The organism is Halorubrum salsamenti (assembly GCF_007671685.1).
Taxonomy (GTDB): domain Archaea; phylum Halobacteriota; class Halobacteria; order Halobacteriales; family Haloferacaceae; genus Halorubrum; species Halorubrum salsamenti.
The window spans coordinates 77,822-97,151 of record NZ_VCNL01000006.1; the positions used below are offsets into that span (position 1 = coordinate 77,822).

The 19,330-nt window shown below is 68.7% G+C and carries 15 protein-coding genes and 1 pseudogene; 5 read left to right on the plus strand and 11 right to left on the minus strand.

The window, feature by feature from the left end:
* Window positions 1-29 precede the first annotated feature (29 nt).
* Window positions 30-584 carry a DUF7858 family protein gene (locus FGL94_RS15245; protein ID WP_144927210.1) on the minus strand — a complete coding sequence of 185 codons (555 nt, stop codon included), beginning with the start codon at window positions 582-584 and terminating at the stop codon, window positions 30-32.
* A gap of 163 nt (window positions 585-747) precedes the next feature.
* Between FGL94_RS15245 and FGL94_RS15250 the strand changes: the two genes are divergently transcribed.
* A complete protein-coding gene (locus FGL94_RS15250; RefSeq protein WP_144927213.1) occupies window positions 748-1,740 on the plus strand; it encodes a transcription initiation factor IIB in 993 nt (330 codons plus the stop codon).
* 62 nt (window positions 1,741-1,802) lie between these two features.
* Here the strand turns inward: FGL94_RS15250 and FGL94_RS15255 are convergent.
* Both FGL94_RS15255 and FGL94_RS15260 read right to left on the minus strand, forming a co-directional pair.
* Window positions 1,803-2,066: pseudogene (locus FGL94_RS15255) on the minus strand (arsenic resistance protein); the annotation flags it as partial.
* Window positions 2,067-2,444: 378 nt separating this feature from the next.
* Window positions 2,445-3,293 (minus strand): HFX_2341 family transcriptional regulator domain-containing protein, encoded by an 849-nt coding sequence (locus FGL94_RS15260; RefSeq protein ID WP_144927216.1) that lies wholly within the window; start codon window positions 3,291-3,293, stop codon window positions 2,445-2,447.
* A 160-nt stretch (window positions 3,294-3,453) separates the two neighbouring features.
* Between FGL94_RS15260 and FGL94_RS15265 the strand changes: the two genes are divergently transcribed.
* Window positions 3,454-5,097, plus strand: coding sequence for a GTPBP1 family GTP-binding protein (locus FGL94_RS15265; RefSeq protein ID WP_144927219.1), 1,644 nt, complete (start codon window positions 3,454-3,456; stop codon window positions 5,095-5,097).
* Window positions 5,098-5,110: 13 nt separating this feature from the next.
* Here the strand turns inward: FGL94_RS15265 and FGL94_RS15270 are convergent, their stop codons facing one another.
* The 8 genes from FGL94_RS15270 to FGL94_RS15305 all read right to left on the minus strand — a co-directional run bounded on the left by FGL94_RS15270 (window position 5,111) and on the right by FGL94_RS15305 (window position 14,161).
* Complete coding sequence (locus FGL94_RS15270) at window positions 5,111-5,677, minus strand: DUF7529 family protein (RefSeq protein ID WP_144927222.1); 567 nt, start codon at window positions 5,675-5,677, stop codon at window positions 5,111-5,113.
* A gap of 49 nt (window positions 5,678-5,726) precedes the next feature.
* Window positions 5,727-6,131, minus strand: a complete 405-nt coding sequence (locus FGL94_RS15275) for a DUF7555 family protein (protein WP_144927225.1) — start codon at window positions 6,129-6,131, stop codon at window positions 5,727-5,729.
* Between the two features lie 2 nt (window positions 6,132-6,133).
* Window positions 6,134-7,498 carry an ABC transporter ATP-binding protein gene (locus tag FGL94_RS15280; RefSeq protein ID WP_144927228.1) on the minus strand — a complete coding sequence of 455 codons (1,365 nt, stop codon included), beginning with the start codon at window positions 7,496-7,498 and terminating at the stop codon, window positions 6,134-6,136.
* Window positions 7,495-8,856 carry an ABC transporter ATP-binding protein gene (locus tag FGL94_RS15285; protein ID WP_144927231.1) on the minus strand — a complete coding sequence of 454 codons (1,362 nt, stop codon included), beginning with the start codon at window positions 8,854-8,856 and terminating at the stop codon, window positions 7,495-7,497. Before FGL94_RS15285 ends, FGL94_RS15280 begins: the two co-directional genes overlap by 4 nt.
* Window positions 8,856-10,598, minus strand: a complete 1,743-nt coding sequence (locus FGL94_RS15290; RefSeq protein ID WP_144927234.1) for an ABC transporter permease — start codon at window positions 10,596-10,598, stop codon at window positions 8,856-8,858. Before FGL94_RS15290 ends, FGL94_RS15285 begins: the two co-directional genes overlap by 1 nt.
* Entirely contained in the window at window positions 10,595-11,665 is a 1,071-nt protein-coding gene (locus FGL94_RS15295; RefSeq protein WP_144927238.1) for an ABC transporter permease, read from the minus strand. The genes FGL94_RS15290 and FGL94_RS15295 overlap by 4 nt, the downstream gene beginning before the upstream one ends.
* Before the next feature lie 105 nt (window positions 11,666-11,770).
* Window positions 11,771-13,645: an ABC transporter substrate-binding protein gene (locus FGL94_RS15300; protein WP_144927242.1), complete on the minus strand. Its 1,875-nt coding sequence runs from the start codon at window positions 13,643-13,645 to the stop codon at window positions 11,771-11,773.
* Between the two features lie 126 nt (window positions 13,646-13,771).
* Window positions 13,772-14,161, minus strand: a complete 390-nt coding sequence (locus FGL94_RS15305) for a dihydroneopterin aldolase family protein (RefSeq protein ID WP_144927245.1) — start codon at window positions 14,159-14,161, stop codon at window positions 13,772-13,774.
* Between the two features lie 124 nt (window positions 14,162-14,285).
* Here FGL94_RS15305 and FGL94_RS15310 point away from each other — a divergent pair, with 124 nt between their 5' ends.
* The 3 genes from FGL94_RS15310 (at window position 14,286) to FGL94_RS15320 (ending at window position 19,117) form a co-directional block, all read left to right on the plus strand.
* A complete protein-coding gene (locus tag FGL94_RS15310; RefSeq protein ID WP_144927248.1) occupies window positions 14,286-15,614 on the plus strand; it encodes an amidohydrolase in 1,329 nt (442 codons plus the stop codon).
* A 680-nt stretch (window positions 15,615-16,294) separates the two neighbouring features.
* The gene (locus FGL94_RS15315) at window positions 16,295-17,725 is read left to right on the plus strand and encodes a DNA primase (RefSeq protein ID WP_144927251.1); all 1,431 of its coding nucleotides are present in this window, start codon (window positions 16,295-16,297) and stop codon (window positions 17,723-17,725) included.
* A 102-nt stretch (window positions 17,726-17,827) separates the two neighbouring features.
* Window positions 17,828-19,117: an adenosylhomocysteinase gene (locus FGL94_RS15320; protein WP_144927255.1), complete on the plus strand. Its 1,290-nt coding sequence runs from the start codon at window positions 17,828-17,830 to the stop codon at window positions 19,115-19,117.
* The last annotated feature ends 213 nt before the right edge of the window (window positions 19,118-19,330 follow it).

A 19,330-nucleotide genomic window follows, 5' to 3' on the forward strand; every position in this document is an offset into this window, starting at 1 on the left:
GGCGAAGCGAGCGGAGGTGAGCGCGGCGCTCAGCGGAGCCCGTCGGGCGATCCGAGCGCGCCGCCGAGCGCGTCGCCGTCGCTTCCGGCGGAACCGGCAGAAACGGAGGACCCGTCGGATCCGGCGCCGAGCGGGGCGGAGCCGGCGACGTGGGCGTCGACCGCCTCGACGAGTTCCGACGGCGGGTCGTGGGTCTCGACGTACGTCGCCAGCGCGAAGTCCGCCTCGTCGCCGCCGGCGAGCGCGACCGCCTCGCTCCGCGGGATCCGACCGTCCAGCCAGTCGCGGACCACGTCTCGGCGGGTCGGCGCGAGCGGGCAGACGCCCTCGACGCCGCAGCGGTGGAGGGCCTTCGCGCCCGTCATCGGCGTCACGCCGGCCTCGCGGGCGGCGTCGCCGACGCTCCGCCCGGCGGTGTAGGCGTCGACGAGCGTCGCCGTCGCCTCGGGCGTGCACGGGAGGTCGTCCGCGTGCTCCGCGAGCCGATCGACGAGCGGGGTCTCCGTGTCGTCCGCGACGGCGACACCCCGGTCGCGCTGGCTCGCGGTCACTTCGAGGCCGTCCGCGATCTCCGACAGCGTCATGCGAACCGATGGCTCTCTCGGAGGGTTAAAACCACCGTACTGCGGCGGGTCGAACCCGTCAAACACCGATCGGTTACCGGTCGGTTCGAGCGCGCCGGTCCGGCCGATCGGCCCCGAATTCTCCCGGGTTTAAGTAAGGGATCGGGCCCGAGTTCGACGTGTGATGAGTGAGGCACGCTCGACCCAGACCCGTTCGCCCCGCACCGAAACCGACGACGCCGCGACCGCGGACCGCGCCGCAACCGCGGGCCGCGCCGCGACGGTCGACGCCGGTGAGACCGCGACCGACGACGAGACCGCCGCCCGCGAGACGTGTCCGGAGTGCGGCGGCCGCACGCGCGTCGACGCCTCGGAGCGCGTCTGTACCGACTGCGGGCTCGTCGTCGAGGCCGACCGGATCGACCACGGCCCCGAGTGGCGGTCGTTCGCCGACGACGACACGAACCCCAAGCGCACCGGCGCACCCCTGACGCGCTCGCGCCACGACCGCGGGCTCTCGACGGAGATCGGCCGCTCGACGAAGGTCAAGGGACGCAAGCGGCGGCGGCTCGCTCGGATGCGGACCCAGCACAACCGCGCGCAGATCTCGACGAAGCGCGACCGGAACAAGGTGTACGCGTACACCGAGATCCGGCGGCTGACCGGCGCCTTGGAGCTCCCCGACAGCGTCCGCGACGCGGCCTGCACGCTGTTCGACTCCGCGCAGGACGAGAGCCTGCTCCGCGGCCGGTCGCTGGAGGGGTTCGCGGCCGCCTGTCTGTACGTCGCCTGTCGCACCGCCGACGTGGCTCGTACCGTCGGCGAGATCTGCGCCGAGGCGAAGGCGACGGAGGACGAGCACCGGGCCGCCTTCGACGCGATGAACCGCGAGCTCGGCCTGCCGATTGCGCCGACCGGCCCCGCCGAGTACCTCCCGCGGTTCGCGAGCGACCTCGATTGCGACGCCGACGTGGAGCGCCGCGCCGGCGAACTGGCCGAGCGCGCCGTCGAGGAGGGAATCGCGAACGGCCGCAACCCGGTCGGCGTCGCCGCCGCCTGCCTGTACACCGCGGCCCGCGAGCTGGACGCCGAGTGCACCCAGCGGGAGGCCGCCGACGCCGCCGACGTGACGCCCGTGACCGTCCGCCGGACGTACGTCGACTTGACCGAGGAGTGAGCCGGGAGGGAGACGCGACCGTGGAGTGATCGGAGCGATCGTCATCTTCTGCGCCGCGAGTCGAAACCCGTCGAGAGCGTGAGCGCGAGCAGCGGGCTCCACACGAAGTTGACCAGCAGGCTCGACCCCGCGACCCGGCGGTTCCCGAACGCCTCCCGCAGGCTGGACAGCGGAACGCCCACGAACGCGGCGAACAGCATGACCATCAGGAACGGGAGAATGATCCGGTCGGCGACCGGCGCGACGCCGTCGATCTGCCCGGCTGCGAGGCCGACGGCGACGGCGACGAGGACGAGCGTCGACTGGTACTCCTCGACGACATCCATCGTCTCCGTCCCGCGGCGGCGTGCTAAGGCTGTGGGTTCGCGTCGGGATGGAACGGGTGAGCGGTTAAAAAGGGGAGACGGCGGCGAGGCCGCCGTTTCGTGACGGTCCGCGGGGCGGGCGCGGCGGCGTCAGCGGGGACCGCCGCCGATGGGGAAGCCGGCGACGACCGGCCGTCGCCGAGAGGGAGGGGCGACGACGGCCGGCGGCCGACGGCGGGTGGGAGGGGGAAAGCGGAGGGCGGGAGGGCACCGCGACCGCCCGGCGGGCGTCACGCATCTGAATCGATGGCCGGTTCCCAATTCTACGTTAGCCGTGTATAGTCCGGATGAAGCGTACAGCCCGTATCGGTCGGACGAACCGCGTCGTTCGTACCGCGCTCACTCCTCGCCGAGCTTGTGCTGGAACGCGAAGAAGACGCGGCGGCCGGTCTCGGTGAGGCGGACGGTGTCAGACCGCCCCACGTCCTCTAATTCGACGTAGCCGCGGTCGCGGAGCGGCGAGAGCACGTGCGTCTCCAAGGCGCGGTACTTCGCCGTCCGGCTCGCGCCCGCCTCGCGGAGGAAGGCGAGGCCGCGTTCGCCCGCCCACTCGATCAGGTTCCACTTGTCGGTCGTCACGTTGGCGTCGGCGCGCTCGTGGAGCCGACCGAGCACCGCGACCTGATCGGTCGTCGGCGCGTCCATCGGGTACAAGGGGAGGTCGACGGTGCGCTCGACGCCCTCGGTGAGCGGCTCCTCGCGCACGTCGTGGCGGTGGCGCTCGGGCTCGACGCTGTAGGGCCGAGCGCCGACGATCATACACGCCATCGCGACGCCGACCGCGGCGATCCGCGGGCCGGTCGAGACGTTGGCGAACAGCCGGTCGCCGTCGTCCTCGCCGGCGCCGTGCCGGGCGGCGACCGTCGTCGTCACGCCGAGCACGTCGTACACGTCGGCGAGTTCGACGGGGAGCGCGCGGACCGACGCGAACTCGGCGGCCGCGCCCCACGCGTCGCGCTGGTAGTCGGTGAGCCGGTCGGAGTCGACGCGGGTGTCCGCCGGGTCCGAGGCCCCGGCCGACTCGAAGTCGACGGCGCCGCGAGGGGCCTCGCGGTCCGGGGCGTCCGCGAGTAGATACACTACGTCCGCGCCGTGGCGGCGGAGGGGCTCGACGATCCGGTCGCGCTCGTGGCCGAGCGGCGCGACGTGAACGCGCCGTTCGGCGACGCTGGGGACCGATGTGTCCATACACTCGTTCCCTCCGGCGGTCGCTTAAAGGGTGCGTCGAGGGTCGTCGTCGGGGAGCGGCGACGGCTCCCCGCCGCTCCCGATCGCTCGGTTCCGATCGCGTGACGTGGGGACTCATAGCACGAAAACCGTTAAGCCCGACTGTCGCCTACGAACGGACATGAGCGCTGACCGGTCCGCCCTCCGGCGGGCCATCGAGCGCGGCGAACGGGACGGCGGCGAAATCGAGTTCAAGGAGCGGCTGACACGCGAGGTTCATCTGGCGGAGGGCCGGATGGAGTCGCTCGTGGCGCAGCTCCGACATCGGGTGCTCTCCGGCGACGGCGAGGCCACCTACGTCCTCGGCGTCACCGACGACGGCGGGTTGGCCGGGATCACGCCCGACGCCTTCTCCGAGACGATGGACGTGCTCTCGCTTCTGGCCGACGAGGCGGACGCTCACATCGCCGACGTGGAGACGTGGAGCGCCGGCTCCGCGGGCAACGGAAGCGCGGAGGGGCTCGTCGGCCTCGCCACCCTCCGCGACGGCGGGATGTTCGAGACGGACGACGACCACCTCGTGATCGGGACGGCGGGCCACGTCGACCACGGGAAGTCGACGCTCGTCGGCACCCTCGTCACCGGCCGCGCCGACGACGGCCAGGGCGGCACGCGCGGCTTCCTCGACGTTCAGCCCCACGAGATCGAGCGCGGGCTCTCCGCCGACCTGTCGTACGCAGTCTACGGCTTCGAGGACGACGGCGACGAGCCGGTTCGGATGGACAACCCGCACCGCAAGTCCGACCGGGCCCGAATCGTCGAGGAGGCGGACCGGCTGGTCTCGTTCGTCGACACCGTCGGCCACGAGCCGTGGCTCCGGACGACGATCCGCGGGCTCGTCGGCCAGAAGCTCGACTACGGGCTCCTCGTCGTCGCCGCCGACGACGGCCCGACGAAGACGACCCGCGAACACCTCGGGATCCTGCTGGCGACGGAGCTGCCGACGATCGTCGCGATCACGAAGGCGGACGCCGTGAGCGACGATCGGCTCGCCGCGGTCGAGCGCGAGGTGGAGTCGACGCTCCGGGACGCCGGCCAGACCCCCCTCCTCGTCGACCGACACGGGATCGACACGGCGGTCGCGGAGGTGGGCGACGGCGTCGTCCCCCTGCTCCGCACCAGCGCGGTGACGAAGGAGGGGATCGGAACGCTCGACCGGCTGTTCGAGACGCTCCCGAAGCGGGCGACCCCGGAGCGCGCGGAGTTCCGGATGTACGTCGACCGGAGCTACAAGGTGACCGGCGTCGGCGCGGTGGCGTCCGGCACGGTCAACTCCGGCACCGTCGAGGCCGGCGACGAACTCCTCTTGGGACCGATGGCCGACGGCTCGTTCCGCGAGGTCGAAGTCAGGTCGATCGAGATGCATTACCACCGAGTCGACAAGGCGACCGCCGGCCGGATCGTCGGGATCGCCTTAAAAGGCGTCGACGAGGAGGAGATCGAGCGCGGAATGGCCTTGGTGCCCCGCGGGAGCGACCCCGAGCCGGTCCGCGAGTTCGAGGCCGAGGTGATGGTGTTGAACCACCCGACGCGGATACAGGAGGGGTACGAACCGGTGGTCCACGTCGAGACGGTCTCGGAGGCGGCCGTCTTCGCCCCCGAGGGCGGTCGGCTCCTCCCCGGCGACACCGGGCGAACGACGGTCCGGTTCAAGTTCCGTCCGTACCTGATCGAGGAGGGTCAGCGGTTCGTCTTCCGGGAGGGGTCGAGCAAGGGAGTCGGAACCGTACGAGACATCGAGGAAACCGACGAACGCGAGGAGTGAGCTGGGGACCGCGTCAGGCGTCGCCGTTGTCGGTCACGTCGCCGACGGTAGCCGTGCTCGTGGCGCTGTCCTTGTTCGGGGGCGCGACGAGGGGCTGGAACTCCTCGTACCGGAAGCGGCCGAGGGTCTCCCCGGAGATGGTCTTGAAGTGGCTGTACAGCGCGCCCTCGTCGATGGCGGACTGCGTCATCCCCTCCGCCATCGTCATGTCGTACTTACACGGGACGAAGATCGACCGCTTCTCGTCCGGGTCGATGAGCTCGATGGCGACGTACATCACCCCGTCGATGGCGTCCCCGTACACGAGGTACTCGGTGTACGCCTCCTCGTCGTACGCCTCGACGAACGCGTCGGCGTAGTTGTTCGGGACCACGTGCATCAGCCCGAACCGGTCGTGGTCCTTCATGTCCTTACTGACCGTGTCGGTGTGAGGGACCATTACGACGGTCGTCTCCCACCCGTCCTCGCGGCGGTCCTCGGCGAGCATGTCGGTCTCTTCGAGCGTCTGCTCCCACGCGGTGATGTGCTCCTCGCCGAACCGCTCTCGGTGACGGACGAAGGCCTCCTCCTCGGGGTCCATTGCTGTGTGCGACTGGTCACGGGAGGGAGATAACTCTTTTCGAGCCCGTTCAGGCGACGCCGAACGCGGTCTCCATCAGCAGCGACCCCGCGAGCGTCACGACGCCGGCGAGGAACACCTTGCCGGCGACGCGGACCCGCTCCGGCGGCGCCGGGAGCCGGATCCACCGGAGCGGCGGGAGTCGCCGAACGAACCCTTCGAGACGTGTCCCGCGCGCGCTCACCGACGGCCCGTCGAGGTCGTCGACGGAGGTGGGCCACAGCCGCACCGTGGCGTAGCCGACGAGGAGCCAGCCGGCGACGAACGCCAGGATCTTCCCCCGGACGAACCCCCCGCCGGTCGCGAGGCCGAGCGCCAGCGCACTGAGCGTCACGGCGCCAGCCACCGCAAGCGCGTACGCGAACGCGTCGATCCACGCACGGGCGCGAACCGAGAGCGGCCGGGGGACGCCCATGGTCAGCTGCGGTCGTCGATCACGGTCGCCGTCTCCCGATGCTCGTCGTCGTGGCGGTGACAGTAGCTCAGGCGGCCACTATCGCTCACCTCGTAGTAGGCGGGTTCGATGGGGTCGGCGCCGCCGTCCGGGTCGACGCCGTCACAGACGCTCCCGAACTCGGCGTTGAGTCGATCTATCGCCTCGCTCTCGTCGTGCGTACGGGCCGCGTCAGCGACGGATCTGAGGACCCGTTCGACCTCGCCGGGGATCGAGAGGTCGCCGAACAGCTCGTCGTACGTCTCGTCGATCGTCGCGAACCGCGTCTCCATCCCGAGGCGTTCGCGGATCCGTTCCCGGATCGACCGGTCCGCACGCATCCGCTCTCGGAGGATCTCGCGGAACGAGTTGATCGATTCCCAGACGTCGTCGTCCAGCTCCTCGTGCTCGTCGGGGCGGATGCGGACCGGACACCGCGTGCTGAACGGACAGCCCGTCGGCGGGTACCGCGGGTTCGGCGGCGTCCCGTGGAGCGTGATCCGGTCGCGGCTCGCGGTGGGATCCGGCTTCGGAATCGCCGAGAGGAGCGCGTGGGTGTACGGGTTCGCGGGATCGGTGAACAGCTCCTCGGTCGGACCGATCTCCATGATGTTGCCGAGGTACATCACCGCGACCCGGTCGCAGATGTGCCGGACGACCGAGAGGTCGTGGGCGATGAACAGGTACGTCAGGTCGAACTCGTCTTGGAGGTCCTCGAGGAGGTTGATGATCTCGGCCTGCACCGAGACGTCGAGCGCGCTCACCGGCTCGTCGAGCACGATGAACTCGGGGTTCAACGCGAGCGTCCGCGCGATGCCGATCCGCTGGCGCTGCCCGCCCGAGAACTGGTGCGGGTACCGGTAGTAGTGCTCGGGCGAGAGTCCGACCTCGTCCAGCAGGGACTTGACGCGCTTCCGGCGGTCGGCCGGCGTCTTCCAGTCGTGAACGTCGAGCGGCTCCCGGATGATCTCGCCGATCGTCATCCGGTCGTTCAGGCTGGAGTCGGGGTCCTGGAACACCATCTGCGCGTTCTGGCGCCACTCGTAGAGCTGATCGCCGCGCAGCGACGTGATGTCGGTGCCGTCGAACAGGACCTCGCCGGCGGTCGCCTCTTCGAGCTGGATGAGCGTCCGACCGAGGGTGGTCTTCCCGCAGCCGGACTCGCCGACGAGCCCGAGCGTCTCGCCCCGCTGGATGTCGAAGCTAACGCCGTCGACCGCCTTGACGGGCCGAGAGTCGAACAGGCCGCCGCTGTCGTAGTACGTCTTCAGGTCCCGCACCTTCACCATCGTGTCGGGCGCGGTCTCCGCCTCGTCGTCGGGCGTCGTCGGAGCTGTGGTCTGGCTCATTCTCGATCACCTCGTCTGTCCCGCGCCCGATGACGCGCGACGGCCTCCTCGGTCGGAACGTCGTCGGGATACAGCAGACACGCGGCCGTGTGGTCGTCGGTCTCCTCGTCGACCGGCGTCGGGACCGGGTGGACCGACTCGCACTCGTCGAACGCCTTCGGGCACCGCGGCGCGAACCGGCAGTACGTCGCCGGCTCGTTCGGCGTCGGGACGCTGCCGTCGATCGTCGACAGCTTGTCGCCGACCTGCCCGCCCGGGATCGAGTCGAGGAGCCCGTTGGTGTACGGGTGTTTCGGGTCCGCGAACAGCGGCTTCACGTCGGCCGACTCGACGATCTCGCCGGCGTACATCACGTTGACCCGGTCGGAGACGTCGGCGATCACGCCCATGTCGTGGGTGATGAACATCACCGCCACGTCACGCGTCTCCTGAATCTCCGCGATCAGGTCCAGGATCTGCGCCTGGATCGTCACGTCGAGCGCGGTGGTCGGCTCGTCGCAGATCAGCATGTCGGGCTCGCACGCGAGCGCCATCGCGATGACGGCGCGCTGACGCATCCCGCCGGAGAACTGGTGCGGGTACTCGTTGACCCGGCGGCGGGCGTCCGGGATGCCGACCGCCTCGAGCAGCTCCGCGGCCTCCTGCGTGGCCTCCTTCCCGGAGAGCCCCCGGTGGAGTTCCAGCGCCTCCACGATCTGGTTGCCGACCGTGTAGACCGGGTTGAGGCTGGTCAGCGGGTCCTGGAACACCATCGCGATCCGGCCGCCGCGCATCTTGCGCTGGGCCTCGCCGGAGAGGCGGGTGATCTCGATGAACCCGTCGCGGATCGACTCGGGAGAGCCGGCGTCGCCGTCGAGGACGAAGACGCACTCGTCGCCGTCCGTGATCCCGACCTCGTCGGTGTAGCCGGCCGCGGCCACGTCGACCACCGGCACGTCGGCGGGGTCGGTGTAGCCGAACTCCGTCGGGGTGGCGTCGGTCTCTCCGAACACCTCGGCGGGGTCGTACCTCGCGTCGATCTCCTCGACGGCGACGGTCCGCTTCGAGAACGTCCGGGCGAACTCGCGGACCGCGTCGAGGTCGCGGTAGCGGACGCTGCTCCCGCGGAGCACGCGTCCGGGCGACTCGATCAGCCCCATCAGCGAACGGGCCGTGACGCTCTTTCCGCTCCCGCTCTCGCCGACGATACCGACCGTCTGGCCGGAGTCGATCTGGAAGTCGATCCCGTCGACGGCGCGGATCGTCTCCTTGTCGGTGAAGAAGGCGGTCTGGAGGTTCCGGACGTCGATGAGCGGGTCGTCGTTCCGAGCCGCGTCGGTCGCCGCGACCGCGGACACGGACTCCTCCTCGGCGGCCATCACGCACCACCTCCGGTGGCGGCCGCCTCGCTCTCGTCCACGTCCGCCTCCGGATCGATCGCGTCGCGGATCGCGTCACCGAGCGCGTTGAACGCGATGACGACTAAGACGATCGCGATCCCGGGAATGGTCGCGACGTGCCAGGAATCGGTCGAGACGTACGACTGCCCGCCGTCGATAAGCCGTCCCCACTCGGGGGTCGGCGGGTTGATGCCGAGTCCGAGGAAGGTCAGCGCGGCGGTCGAGATGATCACGCCGCCGATCAGAAGCGATCCGTAGATCAGGATGTAGCCGGCGATGTAGGGTGCCATGTGTTTGCGCATCGTCTGGAAGGGCGTCTGGCCGTAGCTCTTCGCGGCGTCGACCCACTCCTGTTCGGACACCTGCAGCGAGGGGCCACGTATCGCTCGCCACATCCCCGGCCAGTAGGCGAACGCGAAGATCAGCGCCAACAACAGCCCGCCGTCGAGTGGTTGCGCGATCGGGTGGTCCGCCTCTTGGAAGACGACGGAGACGAGCATGATGAGGAGCAACGCCGGAACGGCCTGGACGGTGTCGCTCGCCATCACCGTCACGATGTCGGTTATGCCCTTGTAATACGACGACAGGAGCGAGAGGACGACCGCGATGAGCCCCCCGAGTCCGATCGCCGTCACTCCGATGACGAGCGAGGTCCGGGCGCCGTACGAGAGGTGCGTCATCATGTCTTGACCTCTGTTCGTCGTCCCCAACGGTGCCCACCTCCCGTAGTCGTCGTAGCTCATCGGTCCGATCGTGTTCTGACCGTCGGAGCGGCTCTGGAGGTTCGCGAACACGTGCGTGGTCGAGGTGACCTCGCCGTCCTCGGAGAGGTACTCGAACTCGTGGGCGTTCGGCTCGTAGATGTTGTGCTGGGCCTCGACCGGGCTCACCGCCGGCGCCCACAGCGCCAACACGACGAACAGGAAGACGATCGCGAAGCCGAACAGCCCCCAGTAGTTGTTCCGGAACCGCCGGACCGTGTCGTCTCTCGGTGTCCAATCGGCGAGACGGTAGTGCGTCCGGTAGACGTTGAAGCCGCGCCACAGCCAGACGAGGAACGCGACAGCGTACGCGAACACGAGACCGGTCCGGATCGTCCACGCGACCGCCGGCGAGAGGCCGAGGAACGTCCCCTCCCAGCCGCCTTCCGGCAGCCGGTGTCCCGCGTTCGGGATCAGGTCCCGGCTGGTGATCGCGGGGAGCGACGAAGCGAGCGCGTCGACGCCGCCCGTGATCGCGCCGATGAGCGCGGAGAACGCGCCGCCGAACGGCGTGTACGCGATGAGCCCGGCGACAGCGACGAGGACGAACGTCAGCTCGGCGCGCTTCGCCCAGCGGTGGCCCCGCCGCGAGAGGTCGAGCCCGAGGACGTCGACGGCGGCGTCGGGCACGCTCGGAGAGACGGGGATCGTGACGGCGAACGCCATCAGGGTGGCCGTGATGGCGGTCGCGACGAACCCGGCCGCAGATCCGAGCGTGCCCACCACGTTGCCGCCGACGGAAGCCGGGACGCTCGCGAGGAGGTCGACGGTGAACCCGACGATCCCGAACAGCTGGCCGACCGCGGCGAACACGCGACCGATTTCGAGCAGGAGCAGGAGCGCGATCCCGGCGGTCCACACCATCGCCGGTCGCGGGTTCTCCCGGACGCGGTCTCGGAACAGCTTGTCGTCGTCCGGTTCCTCGAATCCGTCCGTGGAATCGCTCTGTCTCGTGCTCATTGGTCGTACCCCACGCGGGGATCGATAACGGTGTACAGGAAGTCCTGGAGGATGTTGAGTCCCAAGATGATCACCGTGAAGAGGAACAGCAAGGCCCCGGCCATCGGCAGGTCACCCTGCGTGAGCGCCTGGAAGAATATCCGCCCGAGCCCGTTGATGTTGAAGATCTGTTCGACGATCACGGAGCCGCCGATGAGGAGGAACGCCTCGCTCGTGATGACCGGCAGCAGCGGAATCAGGGCGTTCCGGAAGATATGCTTCCAGACGATCACCCGGCTGGAGAGCCCCTTCGCCTTCGCGGTCTCGACGAACTTCGAGTTGACCGTCTCCAGCATCGCCGTCCGCCCGATCCGCAGCTCCGCCGCCATCGACGCCGAGCCGAGGATGATCGCCGGCGGCAGGATGAGCTTGATGTCGATCGCCAGCGCCGTCCAGTCGTTGATGTACGGCACCGGGAGCATGAGAACGTCAGTGGTCGAGATCCACTCGAGCCTCGGCGTCCCGGTGATGCTGATGTCTCGGGCCGCGAAGTCCGGGCCGAGGGTGTACCAGTCGAATCCGAAGAGACCGCCATCGTTGCGGGTACGGCGGAGCACCGCCAGCGCGATCACGCACAGCCAGAAGTTCGGCAGCGCCTGCCAGATGATGCCGCCGAGGGAGGCCGTGTAGTCACCGAGCGTGTTGGGGTTGAGCCCGGCGTAGAAGCCGAGGGGAATCCCGATGAAAAGCGGCAGCAGGATCGCCCAGAACCCGAGCCAGAGCGTCGCCGGCGCGGCACCGACAGCGATGTCGAGGATGTCCCGCTCGGCCTGAACCACCCACGACTGGCCGAAGTTGAACGTGAGGAAGTCGGTGATGAAGTCGACGTACTGTTCCCACAGCGGGTCGTTGAGCCCTAACCGTTCCCGGAGCTGTGCCCTGTCCGCTGCGCCCGCTTGGGGGCCGAGCCGTGCGGCTACCGGATCGATCGGTCCCGCGCGGAGCATGATGAACAGGAAGGTCAACACGGAGAACAACACCGGGACGGTGAGCAGTAGCCGCTTGACGAAGTACTCCCAGCGGCTCATGGTACCTTACGGTCTCTTGGGGTCGTGGTGGGCATGGATCGGCTCAATATTGGAGGGTGACTCGTGCAGTAACTAAATCCATCGATAACGGGGGGTCGAGGGCGTCTACTCGGCCTCTTCGTTGAGTTCGGTCTGCCAGTCGAGGTAGAACCCGTTGGTCTCGGTGGGCATCGTCGACGTGTCGGTGTTGAGCGGTTCGAGCTGGAACATCCCGTACGGAACGGCGGGCCAGCTCCAGATCCACCCGAGGCTGTACATCTGGAGGTCGCCGTCCTCACCGCGGCTCTGCAGGACGGAGAACTGCGACGTCTCCAGCGACAGGTTGACGCCGGTCCCGGAGATCAGGTCGCGAATGAGCTCACCGGCCGTCTGGAACACCTCGGCCTCGTAGGTGGTGAGCGTCATCTCGACCGGGTCGTCGGGCGTGATGCCGGCCTCTTGGAGGACCGACTGGGCGCCCTCGATGTCGCTCTCGCCGAGGCTGTACGGGTACTCGTCGAGGAAGCTGTTGTAGCCGTCGTTCCCGGTGGGCCAGATCGCCGGCGGGAGGAAGCTGTACGCCGCCGTGCCGCGGCCCGCGAACACCTCTTGGATGATCTGCTCTTTGTTCATCACGTACGCGATCGCCTGGCGGGCCGCCTGCTGCGTGTTCGAGACGTTGAACCCGAAGTAGTAGGTGCTGATCTCGGAGATCCCGAGGTAGTTGACCTCCTCGTTCAGCTCGCCCGCCGGGCCGTACGTCCCGACCTGTCGGCCGCGGTCGTCGGACTCGGCGTCGATGGCGTCCGCCTCGTACGCGAACGTCGGCATCTCGAACCGATCGGCGTTCTGTTCGAGGGCGTAGGTCCACGCCGCCTGAGAGTCCTCGATGATCTCCCAGTTGACGGCGTCGACGCTCGCGACCTCGCCGTAGTAGTCGTCATTGCGGACGACCGTGACGTCCTCGTCGACGTTGAACTCGCCGAGCTCGAACGGCCCGGTGCCGTTGGCGACCTCGGTCGAGAACTCCTGGTGGGTGACCTCGCCGTCGTACCCCTCGATGTCGCCGACGTATCCCTCCGGAATCACGGAGAAGCTGGAGTACGCGATGACGTCGAGCACGTCGGGGTTCGGACCGACGAGCTGGATCTCGATGGTCTGGTCGTCGACGACTTCGACGGCCAGCGAGTCGGGGACGACGTTACCCTCGTCGTCCGTCTCGGCGTCGATACCGAGGCCGACGGGCTGGTTGAGGGTGAAGCCCGCGCGCTCGGAGTTCTCCGACTCGACGGTGCGGCGCCAGGAGTACTTCACGTCCTGGGCCGTCATCTCGGTCCCGTCGTGGAACTGGACGTCGTCGCGGAGCGTGAACGTCCACGTGGTGCCGTCCTCGGAGACCTCGTACTCCTCCAAGAGCTGGTTTTCGATCTCCGGGACGCCGTTGGGGAACGCCGTCAGGTTCTCGTAGAGCTGCGTGATGACGATCGACGACGCCGTGTCGGTGGACATGATCGGGTCCAGCTCGTCGAAGGTGCTGTTGATCAGGTTGAGCTCGCTCTGTCCCTCGACGGTCGTCGTGTTGAGCTGCTGCCAGTGTTTGCCGAGCGCACCGGTCAGCGGCACGTCGACGTAGTCGTACCAGAACAGCTCGGTGAGGCCGTGATACAGCGGGATGAGCACGGCGTCGTCGCGGGCCGCCTCCTCCATCTCGATGTACGCCTCCTGACGGAGCTCTTCGTCCTCCGGAAGGGGGTTGTCGACGGCGCTCTCCCATGCAGCCTGCGCCTTGTCGGCGTTGGTGCGCTGGGGCTCGTCTTCGCCGTCTTCGCCGTCCATTCCATCGCTACCGTCTTCGCCGTCGGTGTCGTTACCGTCGCTACCGTCGGAGGGCTCCTGATCGGAACAGCCGGCGAGGCTTACCGCCGCCCCGCCGCCGAGGAGGCCGAGTAGCCGTCGTCGCTTCGTGCTCTCAACTGCCTCTCCATTTGTTGGATCGGGCATATAACACCGGTTTTGTTAGGTTATACTAAAGTCTTCCTCAAAGATCCTTATAGTCTATCGGAGAACTCGGGTGGGGTGAACGCTCAGTTGATCGCGTCACGCTTGACGGACCCGTCCGTCTCGCTGTCACCCGTTTCGCGCGTCTTCATCCGCCTCGTCCGTCTCACCGCTCGCATCGTCGTCGACTGAGACCAGCTCCATCAGCGGGTAGCCGTCTTGCATCGCCATCCGCGTGCGGACCGCGACGCCCTCGTAGGCGATCCGCATCTCGACGTCCATCAGCGAGCCGGTCAGCTCCGTGTAGCCGTTCTCGTGGTCGATCGCGTCCGCGACGCGGTCGTCGTGTATCTCCACGCTCACCGACTCGCAGAACGGCTGGTTCTCGATCGCCTCCGTCATCGCCGCCTCCAAGCTGCGCGTGCTCGACGGGCTGATCGGCGTTCCCGCGAACTGGTGGTACAGCGAGCCGAACTTGATCCCGGCCTCGAAACACGCCTGCTGGGCGTCAGTTGCCATAGAGGAACTCCGGGAGCAGCGGGGAAAGAACGTTCGGCGGCGGAGTCGACGAGGGTGACCGCGCTACCCGCCCGCGCCACCGCCGAACGGAAGGCGTTAGGTCCGCCGGGCGGAACCGGGAGGCATGAACACGCTTCGCGTGACGGGCGGACGGGTACTCCGCGCTGACGGCCGCGTGACCGAGTCGGACGTGACGATCGATCGCGACGCCGGAACGATCGTCGCGGTGGGTGACGAGGCCGTAGAGAGCGGAGAGAGGGCTGAAAGCGGCGAAACAGCCGACGAGACCCTCGACGCCGACGGCGGGCTCGTGATCCCGGGACTCGTCAACGCCCACACGCACGTCGCGATGACGCTTCTCCGGGGATACGCCGACGACAAGCCGCTCGACCCGTGGCTGCGCGAAGATATCTGGCCCGCCGAGGCCGAACTCACGCCGGACGACATCGAGGCGGGCGCCGAGCTCGGCGTCCTAGAGATGATCCGGTCGGGGACGACCGCGTTCGCGGACATGTACTTCGCGATGGACCGCGTCGCGGACGTGGTCGATCGCGCTGGACTGCGAGCCCGCCTCGGTCACGGCGTGGTCACAGTCGGAAAGGACGACGCGGACGCCCGCGCCGACGTCGAGGAGAGTCTGGCGGTCGCGACGGAGCTCGACGGCGCCGCGGACGGTCGGATCCGGACCGCGTTCATGCCGCATTCGCTGACGACGGTCGGAGAGGAATTCCTCCGCGAGGGCGTCGCTGCGGCGCGCGAGGCGGACGTCCCGGTCCACCTCCACGCGAACGAGACGACGGACGAGGTCGACCCGATCGTCGGCGAGCGCGGGGAGCGACCGATCGCGTACGCGGACGACCTCGACGCGCTCGGCCCGGACGACTTCTTCGCGCACGGCGTCCACCTCGACGGCTCGGAGATCGATCGGCTCGCCGAGGCGGGGACCGCGATCGTCCACTGCCCGGCCTCGAACATGAAGCTCGCCAGCGGGATGGCCCCGATCCAGCGCCTCCGCGAGGCGGGCGTCACGGTCGCGCTCGGCACGGACGGGGCGGCCTCGAACAACGATCTGGACGTGTTCGACGAGATGCGCGACGCCGCGATGCTCGGGAAGCTCGCCGCGGACGACGCGAGCGCGGTGCCCGCCGCGGCGGTCGTGGAGATGGCGACCGCCGGCGGGGCCGACGCCCTCGACCTCCCCGGCGGTCGGATCGAGCCGGGTGCGGCCGCCGACCTCGCGGTCGTCGACCTCGACGCCCCGCACCTCACGCCGGTCCACGACCCCGTCTCGCACCTCGCGTACGCGGCGCGCGGGAGCGACGTGCGCCACACCGTCTGCGACGGCGAGGTCCTAATGTGTGACCGCAAGGTACTGACGCTCGACGCCGACGCGGTTCAAGAGCGGGCGGCGGCGGCCGCGAGCGACCTCGTCGATCGGGTCGGCGAACAGTAATTTCGGGTCTTGGCTGCTCGATAGCGGGAGTAGGTATATCGGTGCGGTTGATTGGTCGTTTATAAGTCGGATCGCGGTGTTGCTGTCGGCTGTTTATAAGCGATCGACGGCTTTGCGGTGAGGATCTCCAAAGCCCCAGCCGCGAGGGCTCGCGCGCCTTGTTGTGCTCCTCGCTCAGTCGCTAGCGCTCCCTCGCTGCGGTGCTTACTGCGGCGTGCTTCACCCTCGCGACTGCCCCTTTGAGTCCTCCCGCACCGCAACCGCAGCCTCACGCCTCCCCAGCCTCGTCGGCCGGCACTTATAAGTGCCGGCCGACTCCCTCGCGCGGCGCCGTTCGCGGCCTGTCGGCCGCTCACGGGCGCGCGCCACCGCAGACCCATTTATAAGCGATTGTCGCTGTCGCTCACAGTCGTTTAAATACGTCATCACCGCCACCGATCTGCAACACTCACTCCCGCCCTGATTCGCCACCGACACTCGATCGATGATCGAGGCGCGTCCGAGCCGCGGACCGGCCCTATCTAAGCCCGAATCGACGTCGATCAGGAGCGATTAACCGTCCGATCTCGCTAAATCGCCGATCCGTCGAGACAGCGCCGTAAACCCGAATACAATCCGGTTTAAACCGGCTTAACGGAGTTCACTTTTTATGGGATAACGGCGTCACGGACCGGACGCACATGAGAGAACGCACGATTGGCCTGCTGTTGATCGCGGTCGTCGCGCTCGGCGCGATGACCGGCGTCGCGGCCGCCGAGGGCGACCTCGGCGTGGCCGTCGACAAAGACGCGGACGGGACATCGACGGTCACGGTGACCGAGAACGACACCGCGGTCGAGAACGCCTCGGTGACCGTCACCGCCGCCGGCGAGAACGACACCTACGTCGGCGCGGGCGACTACGAGACGGACGCGAACGGTACCGTCGACCTCGAAGCCCCCGAGGAGGACGTGACGGTCGAAGTCACGGCCGCCTCCGGGAACGAGACCGCCTCGACGACGGCCGACCTCGAGGCCCCTGACGGCCTCGAACTCGACGTCGGGAACGCCGACGGCGAACCGGTCGTGACGGTGACGGACAACGACACCGCGGTCGAGAACGCCTCGGTGAACGTCACCGCGGCCGACAGCCAGAACGCCACCTACGTCGGCGCGGGCGACTACGAGACCGACGAGAACGGCACCGTCACCCTCCCCGCCGCCGCAGAGGACGTGACGATCGAGGTGACCGCCGAGTACGAGAACGACTCCGTCACGGAGACGGTCGAGCTCGAGGCCCCCGAAGGACTCGCGCTCGAGGTCGAGAACGCCGACGGTGAGCCCGTCGTCACGGTCACCGACGACGGCGAGGCCGCGGAGAACGCCTCTGTGAACGTCACCGCGGCTGACGACCAGAACGCCACCTACGCCGGCGAGGGCAGCTACGAGACCGACGCGAACGGCACGGTGACGCTGCCGGCCGCCGAGGAAGAGGTCACAGTCGACGTGACGGCCGAGTACGGGAACGACTCCGTCTCGACGACGGTCGAGCTGGGCGTCGAGGGCGGCGAGGACCAGCCCTTCGGCCAGCTCGTGCAGGACTTCGTCGACCGCCTGGAGGACCGCGAGGGCGGCATCGGCGCCGCAGTCTCGGACTTCGTGACGGAGAACAACCCGGGGAACGCCCCTGACCACGCGGGCGGCCCCGGCGGTCCGGACGACGCGGGTAACGGAAGCGACGCGGGCAACGCGAGCGACGGCCCCGGTAACGCGCCCGACCACGCCGGTCAGGGCAACGGGAACGGAAACGGCAGCGAGCAGGGGCCGCCGGCCCACGCCGGCCCGAACGGTGACGACGGCGACGACGCGAACGAGAGCGACGACGACAACCGGGGACCGCCGAGCGACGCCGGTCCGGACGGTGACGACGCCGACGACACCGAGGAAGACGACGCCGACGACACCGAGGAAGACGACGCCGACGACACCGACGAGAGCGACGAAGAAGACGAGAGCGACGAAGAAGACGAGAGCGATGGGGACGACGCTGACGCGGAAGACGACGAAGACGACGGCGACGCCGGGAACGGGCCGGGTAACGGCAACGGACAGGGCAACGGCCCGCAGAACTGACGGCGCGTCGCGCGCCGGTTCGGTTCCGAATCGCTGACGGTTCTTTTTCCGGACTCGCTCGGTGTCGGCAGGGTTTAGTGCGCCGTGAGCGAACCGAGAGGCATGAGCGAGACTTCGTATCCGCCGGTGTCACAGCACCTCTCGGACCTCGAGACGGCCCGCGAGGAGGGGCGCCGGAAGATGGACTGGGCGCTCCAGCACATGCCGATTCTCAACGCCCTCCGCGAGGAGTTCGTCGACGAGCAGCCGCTCGCCGGCGAGACGATCGCGATGGCGATGCACGTCGAGGCGAAGACGGCGAATCTCGTCGAGCTGCTCGCCGACGGCGGCGCCGAGGTCGCGATCACCGGGTGTAACCCGCTCTCGACGCACAACGACGTGTCGGCCGCGCTCGACACCCACGAGTCGATCACCTCCTACGCGGTCCGGGGCGTCGACGACGAGGAGTACTACGACGCGATGCACGCCTGCATCGCCCACGAGCCCACCATCACCGTCGACGACGGGATGGACATGGTGAAGCTCGTCCACGAGGAGTACCCCGACCTGATCGACTCCATCGTCGGCGGCGCCGAGGAGACGACCACCGGCGTCGACCGCCTGCGCGCGATGGACGCCGACGGCGAGCTCCACTACCCCGTCTTCGCCGTGAACGACACGCCGATGAAACAGCTGTTCGACAACGTCCACGGGACGGGCGAGTCGTCGCTCGCGACCATCGCGATGACGACGAACCTCTCGTGGGCCGGTAAGAACGTCGTCGTCGGCGGGTACGGCCAGTGCGGGAAGGGCGTCGCCAAGAAGGCGTCCGGCCAGAACGCGAACGTCATCGTCTGCGAGGTCGACCCGCGGAAAGCCTTGGAAGCCCACATGGAGGGGTACGAGGTCATGCCGATGCGGGAGGCCGCGAAGAAGGGCGACGTGTTCATCACGACGACGGGCAACCGCGACGTGATCACCCGCGAGCACTTCGAGGAGATGGGGGACGGCGTCCTCCTCGCGAACGCCGGCCACTTCGACGTGGAGGTGAACCTCGATCACCTCGACGACCTCGCCGTGGACCGCTACGAGGTCCGCGACGGCGTCGAGGGGTTCGAGATGGCCGACGGTCGCGTCCTGAACGTGATCGCCGAGGGCCGGCTCGTCAACCTCGCCGCGCCCATCTCGCTGGGCCACCCGGTCGAAGTGATGGACCAGAGCTTCGGCGTGCAGGCGGTCGTCGTCCGCGAACTCGCCGAGAACGGCGAGCGCTACGAGCCCGGCGTCCACGACGTGCCCGACGAGCTCGACCGCGAGGTCGCGGACATCAAGCTCGCCGCCGAGGGCGTCGAGTACGACGCGCTCAGCGACGAGCAGCGCGAGTACATGGACAGCTGGGAGCACGGGACGTAAGCGGTCAGAGTCGTTTATAAGCAGAAGTGCGGTCGGCGCGTGCCGACGAGCGCCCGCAGGGCGCGAGTCGCACGCGCGAGGGAGTCGGCCGGCGCTTATAAGCGCCGGCCGACGAGGCTGGGGAGGCGTGAGGTGCGGTCACGGTGCGGTCGGGTGGGACTCAAAGGGGCAGTCGGCGAGGCGGGCGCAGGCGACACCAAGGACCGCAAGGAG

Coding starts and splice junctions, on each gene's coding strand:
- FGL94_RS15245 (WP_144927210.1), bottom strand. CDS start 584: ATGACGCTGTCGGAGATCGCGGACGGCCTCGAAGTGACCGCGAGCCAG.
- FGL94_RS15250 (WP_144927213.1), top strand. CDS start 748: ATGAGTGAGGCACGCTCGACCCAGACCCGTTCGCCCCGCACCGAAACC.
- FGL94_RS15260 (WP_144927216.1), bottom strand. CDS start 3,293: ATGGACACATCGGTCCCCAGCGTCGCCGAACGGCGCGTTCACGTCGCG.
- FGL94_RS15265 (WP_144927219.1), top strand. CDS start 3,454: ATGAGCGCTGACCGGTCCGCCCTCCGGCGGGCCATCGAGCGCGGCGAA.
- FGL94_RS15270 (WP_144927222.1), bottom strand. CDS start 5,677: ATGGACCCCGAGGAGGAGGCCTTCGTCCGTCACCGAGAGCGGTTCGGC.
- FGL94_RS15275 (WP_144927225.1), bottom strand. CDS start 6,131: ATGGGCGTCCCCCGGCCGCTCTCGGTTCGCGCCCGTGCGTGGATCGAC.
- FGL94_RS15280 (WP_144927228.1), bottom strand. CDS start 7,498: ATGAGCCAGACCACAGCTCCGACGACGCCCGACGACGAGGCGGAGACC.
- FGL94_RS15285 (WP_144927231.1), bottom strand. CDS start 8,856: ATGGCCGCCGAGGAGGAGTCCGTGTCCGCGGTCGCGGCGACCGACGCG.
- FGL94_RS15290 (WP_144927234.1), bottom strand. CDS start 10,598: ATGAGCACGAGACAGAGCGATTCCACGGACGGATTCGAGGAACCGGAC.
- FGL94_RS15295 (WP_144927238.1), bottom strand. CDS start 11,665: ATGAGCCGCTGGGAGTACTTCGTCAAGCGGCTACTGCTCACCGTCCCG.
- FGL94_RS15300 (WP_144927242.1), bottom strand. CDS start 13,645: ATGCCCGATCCAACAAATGGAGAGGCAGTTGAGAGCACGAAGCGACGA.
- FGL94_RS15305 (WP_144927245.1), bottom strand. CDS start 14,161: ATGGCAACTGACGCCCAGCAGGCGTGTTTCGAGGCCGGGATCAAGTTC.
- FGL94_RS15310 (WP_144927248.1), top strand. CDS start 14,286: ATGAACACGCTTCGCGTGACGGGCGGACGGGTACTCCGCGCTGACGGC.
- FGL94_RS15315 (WP_144927251.1), top strand. CDS start 16,295: ATGAGAGAACGCACGATTGGCCTGCTGTTGATCGCGGTCGTCGCGCTC.
- FGL94_RS15320 (WP_144927255.1), top strand. CDS start 17,828: ATGAGCGAGACTTCGTATCCGCCGGTGTCACAGCACCTCTCGGACCTC.